Source organism: Staphylococcus sp. GDX8P54P (assembly GCF_017893165.1).
GTDB classification, from domain to species: Bacteria; Bacillota; Bacilli; order Staphylococcales; family Staphylococcaceae; genus Staphylococcus; species Staphylococcus borealis.
Window position 1 is genome coordinate 17,550 of record NZ_JAESMM010000011.1, and the last position, 18,449, is coordinate 35,998.

General features: G+C 32.4%; 16 protein-coding genes, 1 riboswitch and 1 other annotated feature. All 16 genes read right to left on the reverse strand.

Annotated features, from left to right (window positions below):
* Positions 1 to 33: 33 nt before the first annotated feature.
* The 16 genes from KA909_RS05735 to KA909_RS05810 all read right to left on the reverse strand — a co-directional run bounded on the left by KA909_RS05735 (position 34) and on the right by KA909_RS05810 (position 18,251).
* The gene (locus tag KA909_RS05735) at positions 34 to 957 is read right to left on the reverse strand and encodes a hypothetical protein (RefSeq protein ID WP_210130037.1); all 924 of its coding nucleotides are present in this window, start codon (positions 955 to 957) and stop codon (positions 34 to 36) included.
* Positions 958 to 969: 12 nt separating this feature from the next.
* A complete protein-coding gene (locus KA909_RS05740; protein WP_075108316.1) occupies positions 970 to 1,578 on the reverse strand; it encodes an NUDIX domain-containing protein in 609 nt (202 codons plus the stop codon).
* Between the two features lie 150 nt (positions 1,579 to 1,728).
* Positions 1,729 to 2,085, reverse strand: coding sequence for a 50S ribosomal protein L20 (rplT, locus tag KA909_RS05745; RefSeq protein ID WP_011275545.1), 357 nt, complete (start codon positions 2,083 to 2,085; stop codon positions 1,729 to 1,731).
* A gap of 54 nt (positions 2,086 to 2,139) precedes the next feature.
* On the reverse strand, positions 2,140 to 2,340 hold the full coding sequence (gene rpmI, locus KA909_RS05750) for a 50S ribosomal protein L35 (protein WP_002448990.1): 201 nt from the start codon (positions 2,338 to 2,340) through the stop codon (positions 2,140 to 2,142).
* Positions 2,341 to 2,367: 27 nt separating this feature from the next.
* Complete coding sequence (gene infC, locus KA909_RS05755; protein WP_075109389.1) at positions 2,368 to 2,895, reverse strand: translation initiation factor IF-3; 528 nt, start codon at positions 2,893 to 2,895, stop codon at positions 2,368 to 2,370.
* A gap of 22 nt (positions 2,896 to 2,917) precedes the next feature.
* Positions 2,918 to 3,045 (reverse strand) — a sequence feature (ribosomal protein L20 leader region).
* Between the two features lie 63 nt (positions 3,046 to 3,108).
* Positions 3,109 to 4,602, reverse strand: coding sequence for an amino acid permease (locus KA909_RS05760; protein WP_053029598.1), 1,494 nt, complete (start codon positions 4,600 to 4,602; stop codon positions 3,109 to 3,111).
* 161 nt (positions 4,603 to 4,763) lie between these two features.
* A riboswitch (Lysine riboswitch) is annotated at positions 4,764 to 4,939 on the reverse strand.
* A gap of 49 nt (positions 4,940 to 4,988) precedes the next feature.
* Positions 4,989 to 6,926 (reverse strand): threonine--tRNA ligase, encoded by a 1,938-nt coding sequence (thrS, locus tag KA909_RS05765; RefSeq protein WP_075109387.1) that lies wholly within the window; start codon positions 6,924 to 6,926, stop codon positions 4,989 to 4,991.
* Between the two features lie 307 nt (positions 6,927 to 7,233).
* Positions 7,234 to 8,154: a primosomal protein DnaI gene (dnaI, locus tag KA909_RS05770; protein ID WP_193839243.1), complete on the reverse strand. Its 921-nt coding sequence runs from the start codon at positions 8,152 to 8,154 to the stop codon at positions 7,234 to 7,236.
* Entirely contained in the window at positions 8,155 to 9,546 is a 1,392-nt protein-coding gene (locus KA909_RS05775; RefSeq protein ID WP_210130038.1) for a replicative helicase loading/DNA remodeling protein DnaB, read from the reverse strand.
* The gene (gene nrdR, locus KA909_RS05780) at positions 9,547 to 10,017 is read right to left on the reverse strand and encodes a transcriptional regulator NrdR (protein WP_037551021.1); all 471 of its coding nucleotides are present in this window, start codon (positions 10,015 to 10,017) and stop codon (positions 9,547 to 9,549) included.
* Positions 10,018 to 10,272: 255 nt separating this feature from the next.
* Positions 10,273 to 11,298 carry a type I glyceraldehyde-3-phosphate dehydrogenase gene (gap, locus tag KA909_RS05785; protein ID WP_193839241.1) on the reverse strand — a complete coding sequence of 342 codons (1,026 nt, stop codon included), beginning with the start codon at positions 11,296 to 11,298 and terminating at the stop codon, positions 10,273 to 10,275.
* Between the two features lie 222 nt (positions 11,299 to 11,520).
* Positions 11,521 to 12,129, reverse strand: a complete 609-nt coding sequence (gene coaE, locus KA909_RS05790; protein ID WP_075108950.1) for a dephospho-CoA kinase — start codon at positions 12,127 to 12,129, stop codon at positions 11,521 to 11,523.
* Positions 12,130 to 12,145: 16 nt separating this feature from the next.
* Entirely contained in the window at positions 12,146 to 13,018 is an 873-nt protein-coding gene (mutM, locus tag KA909_RS05795; RefSeq protein ID WP_193839240.1) for a bifunctional DNA-formamidopyrimidine glycosylase/DNA-(apurinic or apyrimidinic site) lyase, read from the reverse strand.
* A gap of 15 nt (positions 13,019 to 13,033) precedes the next feature.
* Positions 13,034 to 15,664, reverse strand: coding sequence for a DNA polymerase I (gene polA, locus KA909_RS05800; RefSeq protein WP_210130039.1), 2,631 nt, complete (start codon positions 15,662 to 15,664; stop codon positions 13,034 to 13,036).
* 179 nt (positions 15,665 to 15,843) lie between these two features.
* Positions 15,844 to 17,541 (reverse strand): two-component system histidine kinase PnpS, encoded by a 1,698-nt coding sequence (gene pnpS, locus KA909_RS05805; protein ID WP_193839238.1) that lies wholly within the window; start codon positions 17,539 to 17,541, stop codon positions 15,844 to 15,846.
* A complete protein-coding gene (locus KA909_RS05810; protein WP_037536805.1) occupies positions 17,541 to 18,251 on the reverse strand; it encodes a response regulator transcription factor in 711 nt (236 codons plus the stop codon). Before KA909_RS05810 ends, pnpS begins: the two co-directional genes overlap by 1 nt.
* Between the last annotated feature and the right edge of the window lie 198 nt (positions 18,252 to 18,449).

The following is an 18,449-nucleotide window of genomic DNA, read 5'->3' on the forward strand; positions in this document are numbered from 1 at the left end:
AACGAATTCATTTAATATTATAAAATAATTTGCTCAAAGTTGACCATCAAGTTGATGAATAAAACTTAATACGTCTAAATTAGCTTCCGTACTTTCTATACCAATCATTGATTTAAAATAAACATCATATCCCATAATCCAATCTTCATAATCAAATAATTCATATATATTAAGTGGATATAATAATATAGCATGGTTATTCATTGCATGTATGGCTTCATCTATGATGTTTAGCGCTCCATTCTCTAAACGCTCAATGACTTTAGGAATGACTTGAGTTTTAAGTTCAGTATGTTCTAGACCATTAAGCTCAGATGGAATAACTTTAATGGAGTGACCCATCTTTTTTATCGAAATCGCTGAATGATATCCAGCAAACCTTAAAAATTCGATCATTAAACTCTTTAAATTATATGCTTCTACCTCATTGGCTAGCAAAAAGGCAATGGTTTCTTTAAATTCATAATGGCCATTATCAATCAATTTAAGTATTAATTGAATTTGTTCGTTTAGGTTCAAGGTGTTGAATTTAGTCAACATTTGACTAGTTATATGTTTATCTTCATTCAACTGTGATTGCGCATATTCTTTTAGTGGGAATAACGCCATTCTAGTTTTATGACTTTGAACTTCATCTATGATCTGATTAATAACATTGACGGATTCATAATACTGCCCAAGACCATTTAACGCTTTGATGTAATATAACATTAACTCATCATATTGTTGAATCCCTCTTTTCAAGAGTACAATAGCCTCTTCTCTTAACTCTAAAAAAGAATTTAAATGATACAGCATATTACATTTAATTAAAGCTAGTGTTTCGTCTAATTCAAATTGTGTCTCATAATTTTCAAACAATTGGTATAGCATTTCATATTGTTGCTTATTATGTGCTACTTTAATATCTTTATATAATTTTTGTTGCAATTTCGGAAAAGGGATAATATCAGACATTTCATCTCCCTCCTATAACTCTTTTAAAATCAATGCACTCCATGTTTCAAAATCATCATAATTATCAATGCTTTCTTTCTCCAACCATTGAACTTTTAATGTATCTGTTTCGCGAACTTCAATATCATTTGAGTTAACTTTAATTTTAAAAACTACACCAATATGTACTTTGCCAACATCATTTGTATCATCATTTATAAATCCGATATATTCCATATTTTGAGAATTGGCTTCAGATAATCCTACTTCCTCTTCAAGTTCTCTTTGAGCATTTTCTCTTAAAATTTCATTAATCGAACTCGCGCCTATTACATCATTCATGTGTCCACCCACACCAATAGATGATTGACCGTGTAAACGTGATTCTCCACCACCGCTTAACCTTTTATAAATTAGCAATTCATTTTTTTCATTTTCTAGTAAGCAATATGAAATTAATTGTTTATATGAAGGGTCCTCTTCCATATCTCCACGTCGTTTAACTTCATATTTAGAAAAAGTATTAAATATTGCTTTGCCTTGTGGATCATTTTTAGTTAAAAACCCATTAAAGGCGTTTGATTCTTCTTCAAAAAGGATATCTCTTGGTACTACTATAATTTGCTCATCATATTTAGACATAGTGTTCTCCTTACAATAATTTCTTAATTAGCATTTTATCAAACTCAATCACCAAAGAACAAATAAAGGTGCATTAACGATTTATAATTTCAATTTTTAATTATTTGAAAACAAAAAAAGATGACTTCAAAGTCATCTTTATTAAATCAATTATTTTAAAGCTTCTTTAGCTTTAGATACTAATTCAGCGAATGCTTTTTCATCTGAAATAGCTACTTCAGAAAGCATTTTACGGTTAATATTGATGTCTGCTTTTTTCAAGCCGTTCATTAATCTTGAATAGCTCATGTCATGTTGACGTGCAGCTGCATTGATACGTGTAATCCATAATTTACGGAAGTCACGTTTACGTTGACGACGGTCACGGAAAGCGTATTGACCTGATTTCATTACTTGTTGTTTTGCTACTTTATATAATGTGTGTTTAGCACCGAAGTAACCTTTAGCTAATTTAATCGTTTTTTTACGACGTGCTCTTGTTACTGTTCCACCTTTAACTCGTGGCATATTAAATTCCTCCTTAGATATAACAATGATTTATCGTTCGTTTATTAATGACAATTATTTTTTATAAGCTAATAATTGTTTTACGCGTTTCATATCGCTTTTAGAAACTAATTTAGCTTTACGTAATTTACGTTTTTGTTTAGTGTTTTTATTTGCGAATAAGTGAGATGTGAAAGCTCTTGAACGTTTTAATTGACCTGAACCAGTTCTTTTAACACGTTTAGCTGCTCCACGGTGAGTTTTCATTTTTGGCATGATTCATTTCCTCCTAATAATAATGAATTATTTTTCGTTAACAGGCGCTAACATGATAAACATTTGACGCCCTTCCATTTTAGGTTTCTGTTCAACAGTGGCAATATCTTTACATTCGTCAGCGAATTTTTCTAATACGCGTTGACCAATTTCTTTATGCGTAATTGCACGACCTCTAAAACGAATAGAAACTTTACATTTATCGCCTTTAGATAAGAATTTACGACCATTTTTCAACTTAGTTTGGAAATCGTGTTCCTCAATAGTTGGACTTAAGCGTATTTCTTTAACATTGATAACTTTTTGTTTCTTTTTCATTTCTTTTTCTTTTTTCTGTTGTTCGAATTTATATTTACCATAATCCATAATTCTCGCAACAGGTGGTTTAGCATTTGGTGCTACAACTACTAAATCTAATTCAACACGTTCAGCCATTTCTAAAGCTTCTCGTTTTGATTTAACACCAATTTGGTCACCATTTTGGCCAATTAAACGTAATTCTTTAGCGCGAATCTTTTCGTTAACTTGCGTTTGATCTTTTGCTATGATTGACACCTCCCAAAATTTTACGAAATTTTCCAAGCAAAAAGAGCGAGCATAGAATGCCCGCTCTTCTCTCATACACATATAATGTGTGACATGATTAACCTGCCAACTGCTTAATGCGTCGCTACAGGTGAGAAACGGGTGTTTCTACTTGGTACGTTTCGTATTCAACGTTATTAATCATATCAGTGTATGTGGTATAAGTCAACAAATATTTTTAATTTAATGATGTTTTACTTCATCCATTGACACATCTTGTCTTAAGTCTACTTTATCCAATGGAATCATCTTAGTTTTATATCTCAATTTATGATAAATAAAGAACACTAAGAATACTGGAATACCCATGTATGTGATAACAAATCGATTTAAATCAAAATGACCTGTTTTAATGAAATCAACATCTTGCCCAATAATAACAATCACACAAAGTATCCCTGCAAAAATTGGACCGAATGGGAACCATTTTGCTTTATATTTTAATTCTCTCTTACTGTGATGTTGTTTTTCAAATGCGCGTCTAAATCTATAATGACTAATCGCAATACCAACCCATGCGATAAAGCCTGTCATACCACTTGCAGCAACAATATATTCATATGCGTCACCACTTAGTTTTTGAACTAAGAAAATAATAACAACTAAAATTGCTGTCGCAAATAATGATAAGTATGGCACACCATATTTATTCGTTTTACCAAATGAATGGAAAGCTAATTTATCTTTACTCATAGAATATAACATTCGTGTTGATGCATACATACCTGAGTTACCTGCAGATAATACAGAAGTTAAAATAACTGCATTCATAAATGATGCTGCAAAGGCTAAACCAGCATTTTTGAATACTAATGTAAAAGGTGACGTAGCAATATTGTCATCGCCACCCATTAAAGCATTGCTATCATAAGGAATTAACATACCAATAACAAATATCGCTAAAATATAGAATAGTAATATTCTCCAGAATACTTGTTTAATGGCTTTTGGTACTGCGCGCTCTGGATTTTCAGATTCTCCAGCAGTTATACCAATTAATTCAGTACCTTGGAATGAGAATCCAGCAACTAAGAATACACCTAGAATTGATAATAAACTGCCACCTAGGTTGCCACCTAAAATAGGTCCTTCACCCTTAGTAAATGTATCAAAGCCTACAAATTCGCCACCCATGATACCTAATATCGTTAACAAACCAATGACGATAAAGATGATAACTGTTACGACTTTGATTAATGCGAACCAATATTCACTTTCACCATAAACTCTCACTGATAAAGAATTCAAAGCGAATATAATGACTAAGAAAATACAACTCCATATCCAAGCTGGAATGCCAGCCATAGGTGTCCAATACTGAATAACTTGAGCAGCAATTGTAACATCCGCTGCAACTGTAATAACCCAGTTAAACCAATAATTCCATCCTAACGCAAATCCTAAAGATGGATCTACGAATCGTGTTGCATAAGTACTAAATGATCCAGAAACCGGTAGATATGTTGCCATTTCACCTAGAGATGTCATTAGGAAAAACACCATCGCACCTATAATGGCATACGCAATTAAAGCACCTAATGCACCAGCATCATGTATTGCACCACCAGATGTCATGAATAATCCAGTTCCTATACAACCTCCCATAGCGATCATAGAAATATGGCGATCTTTCAATCCTCTTTTGATACCGTCATTTTGACTTTCTACTTTTCTCATAGAAGCTCCCTTTCTTACAGTAGAGGCTAACTAAAATCGTTTTGTTGTGTTATGCGATGATTATGAACGCATTCAATCAATACTTTCAAACCATTTTTCATACTTTTTAAAGCATATAAAAATGGTTGCATACCTTAAGATATGCAACCATTTGCTTAATCTATTTCGGTAGCACATCACAAATTGTGACAGTACAGTTTCTGTTCGATAACTGTCCCAACAAATGATCTTTAAGGATATCATTCATTTCGGCATCTTTACCTTTCACACTTTCAACATACGTTCCCTAATAACTTCTGAAGTGTTACTCATTAAAGACGCAACCTCTAACTCTTTTTTTATTTAACTATATAGTAATATACATTATGCTGTCTTTTTTATCAAGACTATCTGCGTTTTTTCAAACGAATTTCATCAACTAAATTCCAAATGAATTCATCTTTTTCAACTGTGTCTTGATCTTGAGAACCATACTTACGTACATTAACCTCGTTATTTTCAACTTCTTTATCGCCTACTACAACTTGGTAAGGTATTTTTTGCATTTGGGCTTCACGTATTTTGTAACCCATTTTTTCATTACGGTCATCGATTTCTACACGAACGCCTTGTGATTTTAATTCATCTTGTAAATTTCTAGCATAATCATAATGTAAATCTACATTAACTGGGATAATTTCAACTTGTTTTGGTGCTAACCATGTTGGGAAGGCACCTTTTGTTTCCTCAGTTAAGAAGGCTACGAAACGTTCCATAGTTGAAACGACACCACGATGAATAACGACTGGTCGATGATTTTCACCATCACTACCGATGTAAGTTAATTCAAATCTTTCTGGTAATAAGAAATCAATTTGCGCAGTAGATAATGTTTCTTCTTTACCCATAGCAGTTTTAACCTGTACGTCTAGTTTTGGACCGTAGAATGCCGCTTCGCCAATCGCTTCAACGTATGGTAATCCCATTTCATCAACCGCTTCTTTTAGCATAGTTTCAGCTTTATTCCACATTTCATCGTCATCCATATATTTCTCTTTGTCTTCAGGATCTCTGTAACTTAATCTAAATGTATAATCCTCAAAGCCAAAGTCTCTATATACTTCTTGAATCATATTTACAACACGTTTAAACTCATCTTTGATTTGATCAGGTCTTACAAAAATGTGAGAGTCATTTAATGTCATTCCACGTACACGTTGTAAACCTGATACAGCACCACTCGCTTCATATCTATGCATAGTACCTAACTCAGCAATACGAATAGGTAATTCACGATAAGAATGTGGACGGTTGTTATAAACCATCATATGATGCGGACAGTTCATAGGTCGTAATACCATCTCTTCTGTTTCATCTAATTTCATTGGTGGGAACATGTCATCTCTATAATGGTCCCAGTGTCCAGACGTTTTATATAACTCCACATTTGCTAATACAGGTGTATAAACATGGTCATATCCCATACTTACCTCTTTATCAACAATGTAGCGTTCAATTTCACGACGGATTGTAGCACCGTTTGGTAACCACAATGGTAATCCAGCCCCTACTAATGGGTTATTTGTGAATAGTTCTAAATCTTTACCAATGCGACGATGATCTCGTTCACGACGTTCTTCAAGCATTTCTAAATGTGCTTTTAAATCTTTTTTATCGAAAAAGGCTGTACCATAAATACGTTGTAACATTTTATTATTACTGTCTCCACGCCAATAGGCACCAGCAGTTGAAAGTAACTTAAATTCTTTGATTTTAGAAGTTGAAGGAACGTGTACACCGCGACATAAATCCGTAAATTCACCTTGTGAATATAACGTTACACTTTCATCTTCGGGAATAGCATCGATTAATTCTAATTTATATGGATCATCTTTGAAGAAAGCTTTAGCTTCATCTCTAGATACAACTTTGCGTTCAATTTTATGATTTTCATTAACAATTTGTTTCATTGTTTTTTCAATTTTTTCAAAGTCATCTGATGAAACTTTTTCGTCCATATCAAAATCATAATAAAAACCGCCATCTATAACCGGTCCAACACCAAATTTCACATCCCCGTATAAACGTTTTAAAGCTTGAGCCATTAAATGTGCAGTAGAATGGCGTAAAACTTCAAGTGCTTCATCACTACCAGGTGTTACAATTTCAATACTTCCATCTTCTTCTAATGGTCTAGTTAAATCCACCATTTGATTATTAAATTTACCAGCCACAGCTTTTTTTCTTAATCCTGGGCTAATTGATTGTGCTATATCTTCAGTTGTTGTTCCTTTATCAAACGCTTTCGAATTGCCATCTGGAAATTGAACATTGATTTGATCCATTTATAAAACCTCCGTAATTAAATTCTATTTTCGTTGAAATAAAAAAACTCGCCCCCTAAAAAAGGGACGAGTTTGTCGTGGTACCACCCTAGTTATTTAGCAATTGCTAAACATCTCTGCTTAAGATAACGGTCTTGAGCCGGGCATTGATTACCAATACCTAATAATGAAGGAGTAATAACTTAATATGTTAGCTAAATTCTCATCCTAAATATTAGCTCGCTGTATAACATGGATTAAATTATCATATCTTCAACTATTTCAACGATTAAGATTTATCTTAATTATACAATAGTTATTTTAAATTTCAATTATTTCTTAAATTTTTACCATCTAAATAATATGGTGTTGACAATGTTTTAATTCTTTCTATAATTCTAGCTGCTTTCGTTTCTTCTGCACCTTCACGCGTAATCGATAAATGATGCTCTAACTCGTCAAAATTTAAATTTGATGAGAAAAATGTTGGAAGTTCTTGGACCATTCGATAGTGTAACAATGGACCAATCACTTCATCTCTCACCCATGGTGTCACTTCTTCTGCGCCAATATCATCTATCATTAATATTTTTGCTTCTCTTATGCGTTGTAACTTAGTTTCGTAACTACCATCTTTGAAGCCACTTTTAAGTGTACGAATATATTCAGGTAAATAAACAATCGTAGAGGCGATACTTTTAGCTTTAAGTTGGTTTGCAATTGCACCTAAGATAAACGACTTACCTGTTCCAAAAGGACCATGAATATACATACCTTTTACCTTCTCGCCATTAACTAATTGCTTGCACATATCATTCGCATGTTTAGCGATAGCTAGTCGATGTATATCTGAATCATAGATATCTTTCATCTTAGCGTTTAACGTATCGCGTTGCATATGGTGTGAAGTTATTAAATGCGCATTGAATTTTTCTTCATCATGTTTAATTTTGCATGGACACATATTATAACGAATTTTTATTCTATTATTCTCCACATATAATTCAGGAACATGTCCTTTTACAAAATTCGGACAGTGTTCGTAATCATGACCATCATAAATCTTTTGTTGATCTTTATACTCTTGTAATACATTCAAATCATTATCAATGATGTCGTTCGTCAATTCAGATTGATGCTGGTTTAAGAATGCTTTTACAGCAGGGTCATTTATGACTTGCTGCTTGATTTTAGCAATTCGTTTCTCTAAATCTCCATTTGCTTTGATAATACTATTAAATGACTTCATTTAATCCTCCTCCCAATCACGTATGAGTTGCTCACGGAATGCAGCGCGTTCTTTTTCAAAACGTTCCTGTTCTTCTTTAGTTAGTGCTTTTTCCTGTTTTTCCTGTCCTCTATTTTTCAACCATTTTGGCGTTTTCTCTCTAGATACAATTTCTCGAGATTTAGCATATCGTTTTCTTGATTGAGATTTATCGTTGCCTTTGTAATCGGCTTTTTGCTCACTAGCTTTTAATGCGTAGTCATATGCCTCTTTTGCAGACTTAATGCCCAATTTCTTCCAGTTGGATGCAATTTCTAAAATGTATGTCTTTGGTAATTTCATATCATTTTTTAACATGACAAATTGAAGCAAAATATTTATAACACCAAAGTTTAACTTTTCTCTTTCAATTAATTCTTCAACCATTTTCTTTTGTTGGAATGTTGGCTCTGACCCAGACCAAGATGTCAACATATCGATTGGGCTCGTTTCCTCTAACAATTGCAACCAATTATTATCTGTAGTGACTTGTTCTGACGATGTAGCTTGCCGAATATGAGTAACTTCACTTTGGCTTTCACTGCTACCTTTTGGTTCCAGCTCAGGTAATTGTTGATTATGTTCAATCAAATAATACGAACGGGCATGTTTTCTAATTTCTTCATGCGATAACTGTTGATTACTTGTAATAGAATTTAAAATAATACGCTTCATAGCATCTTCTGTTAAACCATATAAAGTCGCTAATTGAACTATTAAATCTTTGGTTTCTTTAGTAATAATTTCATCACTAATAAAATGATTACGTAGCATCTCTTTTAAAATTTCAAAATCAAACGACACATTAGATAAATCAATACCATTGTATGACTTTTCTTTTTTTATTGATGATGCATCTACAGGAACATTAGCATAAGGTACTTTAAATACATCAGTAAATTTGCGCGTAACTTGTTGAAAGCCATTTAAATCAGGTTCTTGTTTTTTAAAATAATTTTTTAGGCTTTTATAACGTTGTTTATCAACTTGATTATATAAGTAAACAGATAACATAGGATCATTAAAAAACTGATATGCAGTAGGTGGCTGTACTAATTCATAAATGAAAAATGATTGTTGTTCATCGTGATTTACATATGTTTTAATCAAACCGATTGCTTCTAATAAATCCATGTATTGACGAAATTCTGCCAAATTCAATTTTAATTCATTCATGATTGTATAGTGTGTTAATGTTTCATCACTGTTCACAAATTGGTTCATAAAATGATATGTACCTATAGCTTGTGCGCCTATTAAGGGCATATACAATCGATTAAGTATCTCCAAATGATTATGATTAAATTGGAATTGACGATACACTTTATAACCGTCATGCGGGCTTAAACCATATTCATATGAGTGCAAACTCATTTATATATCACTCCGTTTATTATCATTCAAGATGCCTTGCATTGATGCTAATAATTGATCAACATCTTTAAATTCCTTATATACTGAAGCAAATCTTACATAAGATACTTGATCAACATGCATTAATAAATTCATTACATGTTCTCCAATATCTCTAGAAGAAATTTCTGTTTGGCCGCTATCACGTAATTGCCATTCAACCTTATTCGTAATATCCTCTAATTGCTGATAACGTACAGGTCGCTTCTCACATGATCTAACAAGTCCATTCAATATTTTCTCTCTTAAAAATTGTTCTCGCGTCCCATCCTTCTTAACCACAATCAATGGACTTACTTCTATATGTTCAAATGTCGTAAATCGAGTGCCACAATTTTCACATTCTCTTCTACGTCTAATTGCATTAGCATCATCTGCATGTCTTGAATCAACAACACGCGAATGCGTTGAACTACATTTTGGGCATTTCATTTCTTTCACCCTCTTGAATAGATTATGATTCATTATACTATAAAAGCATTCTAGACAAAAGAAGTCCAATGCGCATTAAAAACACACTAAAATTTAAAAAAATTAATAAAAATTCTAATTCACGTATAACCTATTCCTTAATTTCTAATACTATGTAAAAGGTTTGTAACTAAATGATATAAAACAAAAAAGCGAGACTATTTAATCTTAGTTAAAAGATTTAATAGTCTCGCGATATTTGACTGTTAAAATTTATTATTTCGCAGTCGCAACATTTTCAGAACCAATTAATTTGGCAATTTGTTGAGCAACTTCAACTACTCTATTTGAATAACCCCACTCGTTATCGTACCATGCAATCACTTTTACTTTATTATCCCCCATTACAATTGTGTTTTGAGCATCAATGACTGCTGAATTAGGGTTAGTATTAAAGTCCATCGAAACTAATGGTGCATCTTCTACATCAAGAATGCCATCTAAATCTGCATTACGGAATGCATCGTTAACTTGTTCTGCTGTTACGTTTTCTTTTAAATCAACCACTAAATCAACAAGTGAAACGTTTTTAGTTGGTACACGTAAAGCTAAACCATGAAGTTTACCTTCTAATTCTGGGAGTACTTCTTTTAAAGCTTTAGCAGCACCAGTTGACGTTGGTATAATACTTTCGTTACAAGAACGTGCGCGACGTAAATCTTTATGTGGATTATCTATATTGTTTTGATCATTTGTAATTGCATGAACTGTTGTCATAAGACCATTAACAATACCAAATTGATCATTTAAAACTTTAGCTACCGGTCCAATACAGTTTGTTGTACATGACGCATTACTAAAAATGTCATACGTTTCAACATCTAATTGATTATCATTTACCCCTTTGACTACCATTTGTACATGTCCACCTTTAGATGGTCCAGTTAATAATACTTTTTTAGCCCCTGCTTTGATATGTCCAATCGCTTTGTCACCATGATTAAATTTACCCGTAGCTTCAATAACGATATCAATATCTAACGCTTCCCAAGGTAAATTTTCAGGGTTACGGTCAGACACAAGTTTAATATCATGTCCATCGACACGGATACCATTCTCAATAGGTTCAACCTTCTTATCGAATCTACCATGAGTAGTATCATAATTAATTAGATGCGCAATTGTTTCAGGTGGATAGCTTGCGTTAATCGCTACAATATTTAAGTCTTCTTTATGTAAAGCGATTCTTAACACCATTCTACCAATTCTACCCATACCATTAATTGCTATATTTGTTGACATTTAAAGCACCCCTTGATTGTTTGTTTATATGTTATACTTTATAAAAATAGTGTAACATAATAACGAAAATTTGAAAGCGTTTTCTGATGATTTTAAAAAATTTTTTTAAGCTGATTATTTTAAACTAGCAAAAAGCTCTAATAAACGTATTAATGCAAAAATTAAAGTTTAAGCATGTTTCGTCTACTAGAGCTATAATTTATAAATTGAGTCACATAAAATTTATATTTCTCTATTGATAAACCCTTTTTCAGTTAATAGTTGTTCTAAATTTTGTTTAAGTTCTAACTTATCTCCTAGGTTATCTATAACATGATCTGCCATTCTACTTTTTTTATCAATTGAAATTTGGCTATACACACGCGCTTTAGCATCTTCAAGTGACAATTGATTACGTTCCATCAATCTCTCTATTTGGATGCTTTCAGATGTATAAACTAACCATACTTCATCCACCGTATCCTGTAATTCATTTTCAAAAAGGAGTGGAATATCCATAATGACATCATAACCTTGATTAAGATAGTTTTGTTTCTCTTTTTCCATTATTTCTCTAACTATTGGATGAACGATATCATTTAACTCGATGCGCTTTTCTGGATGATTAAACACAATTTCTCCTACGTATTGACGATCCATTTCACCTTCATCTGTGATAGCACGTTCACCAAAAACAGTACGCACTTGTTCTAAACCTTTCGTTCCTTTTGCAACAGCTTGTCTTGAAGCGATGTCAGCATCTACAACCTTAAAACCATATGCTGTCAATAATTCAGAAACCGTTGATTTACCTGTGGCAATACCACCTGTTAACCCTATTACTTTTGGCATAAATATTCACTCACCTTTATTTCTGACAATGTGGGCAGAAATGACTATTACGTGTAGCCACTACCTTTTGCTCAATATCATGCCCACAAACGTTACATGTCTTTTGTTTATATACATTTAAATGTAATTGCATTTCTCCTGTTTTACCATCTGCATGACGATAATCTGAAATGCTAGTACCACCGTTGTTTATACCCTCTTTTAACACTTCTTGAACATAGTAAAACAACATTTGACGTTCTTGATTTGAAGTTTGTTTAACTTTCCGATCTGGTAATACACCTGCTCTAAACAAAGCTTCACACGCATAAATATTGCCACATCCTGCTATCATCTTATGATCAAGTAGCATTTGTTTAATGGGTTTATTTTGATATTTTTTAAGTTTAATACGATTTAAAAAGTGATTTAATGCATCATCATTAAATGGTTCAGGTGCAATATCAAGAAAAGCAGGGTAATCTTGGAAAGACGCCAAATTTCTTAACTCCCCAAATCGTCTGATATCCGAATATACTAGTTGTTTACCATTATCTAAGTGAAATACAACATGCCAATGTTTTCGATAATTTGGTGTACTAATATCCGATAATTTATCAACGATAAAAAAGCCTCCTGCCATACCTAAATGACTTAATATAATACGTTGAGTTTGGTTTTTTTGAATTGTGAAAACAATATATTTACTTCTACGTTCCACAGATTGAATAGCGTACCCTTCGCTATTCAATCGGAACCCATCCAAGTTGATACCCTTAATGATGGTCTCTTTTCCTTGTTGTTTTCCTTCTATAACTTTACTTGAAAATGTCACACTTTTAATTGTCGCATTTAAGATATAAGGTTCAATCCCTCTCTTTACATGTTCAACCTCTGGTAATTCTGGCATTTCTAATTCCTCTTTCTATTTTGCATCATACCATGTAGCTCCATAATTAGAGTCTACTTTTAGCGGTACATCTAATTGTAGTGCGTGTTCCATAATTTCTTCAACAAATAAACTGAAATCCTCTACTTCATTTGCTGGCACCTCGAAAATCAACTCATCGTGTACTTGTAATAACAATTGCGCATGGTATGACGTTTGTTTTATTTGTTTATCAAATTCAACCATTGCTAACTTAATAATATCTGCCGCACTACCTTGTATTGGCGTATTCATTGCTGTACGTTCAGCAAATCCTCTTAAATTAAAGTTTCGACTATTAATATCAGGAATATATCTACGACGATGCAATAATGTTTCCACAAATCCATCCGCTTTAGCATCTTTAACGATGTCAGACATATATTGTTTTACACCTGGAAAACTAGCTAAATAATCATCGATAAATGCTTTCGCTTTTTTTCGCGTAATATTCAAGCTTTGACTTAAACCATAATCACTAATACCGTAAACGATGCCAAAGTTAACAGCTTTCGCTTGTCTACGCATTAGCGCATCAACCTCTTCCGCTTCTACTCCAAATACTTTCATTGCAGTTGCAGTATGGACATCTCTTTCGTGAATAAATGCCTCTTTCATACTTTCATCCTGAGTGATATGCGCAAGCACACGTAATTCAATTTGAGAATAGTCTGCTGATAAAATCACACTGTCATTAGAAGTGGGTTTGAAGGCTCTTCTAATTTTACGTCCTTCTTCAAGACGAACAGGTATATTTTGTAAGTTTGGATCTACACTTGATAAACGTCCCGTTTGTGCTAACGTTTGGTTGAAGCGGGTATGAATGCGATTATCATCACTAATTACTTTTTGTAACCCTTCAACATAGGTAGATTGTAATTTAGATAATTGACGATATTCTAGAATGTAATCAATGATAGGATGTTGACCTTGTAGTTGTTCTAACACATCAACCGCAGTAGAATAACCTGTTTTAGTTTTCTTAATGACTGGTAATTCCAAAGTTTCAAATAGTACTACACCTAGTTGTTTAGGAGAATTAATATTAAATTCTTCTCCAGCTGCCTCATGTATATTACTGATTAATAAATCTAATTTCCCTTGAATTTCAGACTGCATTTCTTTCAAATCATTAGCATCAGTGAAAATGCCAGTTTCTTCCATTTCACTCAAGATGCGCGCTAATGGAAGTTCTAAGTTTAACAATAAATCTATTTGTTGATGTAATTTTAGTTCATCAACCATTTCAGGTTTACAAGCATGAATTGCCTCAGTAATGGATGCAATATGCTTATCTAAAACCGAATCTTCTGGAATGTGTCGTTTTTTTCCTTTTCCATAGATTGACACATCATCTTGAACATAGTTTTGTTTATAGTTACTAACAACCGAATTAACATCTTCAATTGTTCTTGATGGATCGATAATATAACTAGCTAACATAACATCAAACACAATATTTTTAATATCAATGTCTAATCTATGTGCAACAACGTATGTTTTTTTAGCATCATAAACTACTTTTTCTGTAGTTTCATTCTCTAGCCAATCAATCAGTTCTGGATAATCTTTAAGTTGATCAGCAGGAATAACAATGTGATCCACACCATTGTAGAAGCCAAATTTGAGAATAGCATCTTGTAAGTAATTGGTACCATCCACTTCAATATGGATGACCGCTTCTTTTAAATCATTAAAATTAATCTTGTTGAAATCATTATGTACTTCAAATACTTTGTTTTCTTGAGATTCTTCTGATGGATTACTATCGATATCAGCTAAGAGTTGTTTGAATTCTAACTTTTTAAACAGTTCAATTTTATCTTGATTATCATCTTGATTATCTAATTTAGTATCTTTAAGTGCTACTTCAATTGGACTGTCTTTATTTATTGTTGCTAAATCTTTACTCATGAATGCATCGTCACGACTATTCTCAAGTTTTTCTTTTAATTTTTTTCCTGAAACTGCATCTAAATTTTCATAGACACCTTCAACCGTATTAAATTGTTTCAATAACTTGATAGCTGTCTTCTCACCCACACCAGCAACACCTGGGATGTTATCAGAAGTATCACCCATGAGTCCCTTCATATCAATAATTTGACTAGGTACAAGCCCATCATATTTTTCATTAATAAATTCTGGAGTATAATGATCGACATCTGTAACACCTTTTTTAGTGTAATAGATGGTTACATGATCAGTAGCGAGTTGAGTTAAGTCTCTATCACCTGTAACAATGATTGTTTCAAATCCTTGCTCATTTGCTTCTTTGCTTAATGTACCAATGATATCATCAGCTTCGTAGTTCTCTAACTCATAATGTTTGATATGATACGTATCCAATAGTTGTCGAATATACGGGAATTGTTCACTTAATTCCGGTGGCGTGCTTTGTCTACCGCCTTTATATTCACTATATTTTGAATGTCTAAATGTAGTTTTGCCTGCATCAAACGCAACTAAAAAATGACTTGGTTGTTCTTCTCTTAAAATCTTTTCAAGTAACATCGCAAAACCATATATTGCATTCGTATGTATTCCTGCTTTGTTAGAAAGAAGTGGTAATGCATAAAATGCTCGAAAACTTAAACTATTACCATCAATTAAAACTAGTTTATTCAAAGCGTATACCTCCAGAGTGATTTTATTATATTTTAGCATATTCAGAGTTCGTTAACGAATGTATGGTTTCTTCAAAAGTCTTTGTTTGGTTAAAAATTTCTGCAAATAAAAAAGGCACTCTCGTTTCATTAATCAATTGAATAATTGAAAATGAACGAAAGGCCTTAATGGATGAAATATTATTTTTGTTCATCTATGAATGAAACTCTAAATAACGAACCTTCACCAATATTGCTCTCAACATTTATTGTACCATGATGTGCTTCGACAATATGTTTCGTTATAGACAACCCTAAGCCTGTGCCACCTGAATCTCTACTTCTCGCTTTATCTACACGATAAAATCTTTCGAAAATATGGTTTTGGTCACTCTTCTCAATTCCTATGCCAAAATCTTGAATTTCTAAGTTAACTTCAAGTCCTTTTCTATAAATTCTTACAATAACGTCACTATTTTCAAGTGAATAATTAATCGCATTTGAAAGTAAATTAGTAATGACTTGTGCCATTTTATTTTCATGTGCTTCTATGATGATATCTTTTTCAATTTCAGGCAAAATGCTAATATTTTTATATCTTGCTTGGTTTTGTAGATTATCAATAGTAGTATAAGCAAGTTCTGAGAGATTCACAAACGATGTTTCTATCTCAGTTTGTTGTTCGATATGAGATAAATCTAATAAGTCCGCAACAAGAGACTCAATACGATTAGATTCTTTTAAAATGATGTTTAAAAACATATCAAGCGATTCTTCATCGTTTTTTGCACCTTCAATTAATGTTTCAGCAAAACCTTTAATAGAAGTTATAGGCGTTTTAAGTTCATGAGAAACATTTGCCACAAATTCACGTCGTAAGTTTTCTAATTTTTTAAGATTTGTAATGTCATGCATAACAACAACCATACCTTGTAATTTCTTTTTAGATTTACTAAGTATTGGAACACAAGATAGATCAAAATATTTATGATGAACGTTATTTAATACGATTTCAATTTGATCATAGAGTGGCTTTTCAGTTTTAAAACTTTCTAAAATCAATTGTTGAATTTTAGTATCTAAATATGAGGTATACTTTTTATTTTCAACCTTACCATTTGGTCTAAACAAATCATAATAGGCGTGGTTTGCAACTACGATTTCGCCATGTTTGTCAATCATTAAAACGGAACTTGGAATATTTTCTAATGTAGTTTTTAAACGATTAGATTGCATTTTTTGCTTATTATTAAGCTTTTGTAAGCGTCTAGCCAAATCATTAGTTGTAACAAACAGTGCTTTGGTCTCCTTGACATTACTTTCAGGCACGCGAACATGATAATAGCCATCAGCGATTAACGAAGTCGCATAAGTAACCTCATTAATCGGTCTAATATATGTACGATGAATGCTTCTAACTGCCAAATATATTGCTAAAAGAACAATAATTCCAATTAAAGATAAATACTTCCACATACTCTTCTGTAATTCAAGAATTTCAGTATTCATCCCACTTATGTATACCGTTTTATCATTAATAACCGTTTTGAATGTATATCTTACCTGTCCATTTTCTCGATTATAAATAATATTAGACGGATTAGCTTCATTATCAATGTTATCATTAAATTTATGTTGATTCCCTGTTTGATAAATCACTTCTCCGTTTTTAGTAATCTTAACGATTAGATTTTGATTAGCTGAAATGTTCTTTATTTCCTTATTGTCATTTTGTTTGTTTAATTTGAGGAAATTTTCGGAAACATGTTTGAGCTCTGTGACTTGCGCTGTTGATAATATTTGATAAATTGTATGATGAATAATGATGCCTAAACCAATAAAACTGATAATGGTAATTGTACTTAATAATAATAATAACCGATGATGAAATTTAAGCATTAAGCCTTAGGTCTTTCTAATTTGTAACCAAGTCCACGAACAGTTTTGATTAATTTAGGTTGTTTTGGATTCTCTTCGAGCTTATCTCGCAAATGGCTAATGTGAACGTCTACAATTCGAGAATCGCCTGCGAATTCATAATTCCAAACTGAATTCAACATATGTTCACGGGTAATTACTCGCCCTTGTCTCTCTATGAGATATAATAGTAATTCAAACTCTTTAGGCGTAAGTTCTAATAACTCATCATCTTTATAAACTTCAAAGAACTCAGGTCTGATTCGAATGTTCTCAATCAATATATCCTCATCATCAACATCTTCTTTTTCAATTTCACTAGCAAATTTAGATCTTCTCAAGATAGCCTTCACTCTTGCAACTACTTCTCTCGGTGAAAAAGGTTTTGTCATATAGTCATCTGCACCTAATTCTAATCCTAATACGCGATCAAACTCATCATCTTTTGCAGTTAGCATTAAAATAGGGACTAAATTTTTATCAGAACGTATTGTTTTACATACTTCAATACCATCTTTTTTAGGTAACATTACATCCAAAACGACAAGTTCTGGTTGAATTTCATTTACCTTTTCCAAAGCTTCTTCGCCATCGTATGCTACTTCAACGATGTAACCAGCCGTTTCAAGATTATATTTTAATAAAGTTACAATTGATTGCTCATCGTCAACCACTAATACTTTTTGTGACATAATGTGCCTCCCTGAATAAATATAACATTTCAATTTCATTATAACGGAAGTTAAAACAAAAATAACATACAACATATTAAATTTACATAATCTTAACAATCAAATTATCATTTTCTAATTATTGAGTATTTGTATTACTATTATTTAAATATTGTTAAGGAAATATAAAATTATTTAACTGATTTTTTATAAAAAAAG

Coding starts and splice junctions, on each gene's coding strand:
- KA909_RS05735 (WP_210130037.1), bottom strand. CDS start 957: ATGTCTGATATTATCCCTTTTCCGAAATTGCAACAAAAATTATATAAA.
- KA909_RS05740 (WP_075108316.1), bottom strand. CDS start 1,578: ATGTCTAAATATGATGAGCAAATTATAGTAGTACCAAGAGATATCCTT.
- rplT (WP_011275545.1), bottom strand. CDS start 2,085: ATGCCACGAGTTAAAGGTGGAACAGTAACAAGAGCACGTCGTAAAAAA.
- rpmI (WP_002448990.1), bottom strand. CDS start 2,340: ATGCCAAAAATGAAAACTCACCGTGGAGCAGCTAAACGTGTTAAAAGA.
- KA909_RS05760 (WP_053029598.1), bottom strand. CDS start 4,602: ATGAGAAAAGTAGAAAGTCAAAATGACGGTATCAAAAGAGGATTGAAA.
- thrS (WP_075109387.1), bottom strand. CDS start 6,926: ATGGATCAAATCAATGTTCAATTTCCAGATGGCAATTCGAAAGCGTTT.
- dnaI (WP_193839243.1), bottom strand. CDS start 8,154: ATGAAGTCATTTAATAGTATTATCAAAGCAAATGGAGATTTAGAGAAA.
- KA909_RS05775 (WP_210130038.1), bottom strand. CDS start 9,546: ATGAGTTTGCACTCATATGAATATGGTTTAAGCCCGCATGACGGTTAT.
- nrdR (WP_037551021.1), bottom strand. CDS start 10,017: ATGAAATGCCCAAAATGTAGTTCAACGCATTCGCGTGTTGTTGATTCA.
- gap (WP_193839241.1), bottom strand. CDS start 11,298: ATGTCAACAAATATAGCAATTAATGGTATGGGTAGAATTGGTAGAATG.
- coaE (WP_075108950.1), bottom strand. CDS start 12,129: ATGCCAAAAGTAATAGGGTTAACAGGTGGTATTGCCACAGGTAAATCA.
- mutM (WP_193839240.1), bottom strand. CDS start 13,018: ATGCCAGAATTACCAGAGGTTGAACATGTAAAGAGAGGGATTGAACCT.
- pnpS (WP_193839238.1), bottom strand. CDS start 17,541: ATGCTTAAATTTCATCATCGGTTATTATTATTATTAAGTACAATTACC.
- KA909_RS05810 (WP_037536805.1), bottom strand. CDS start 18,251: ATGTCACAAAAAGTATTAGTGGTTGACGATGAGCAATCAATTGTAACT.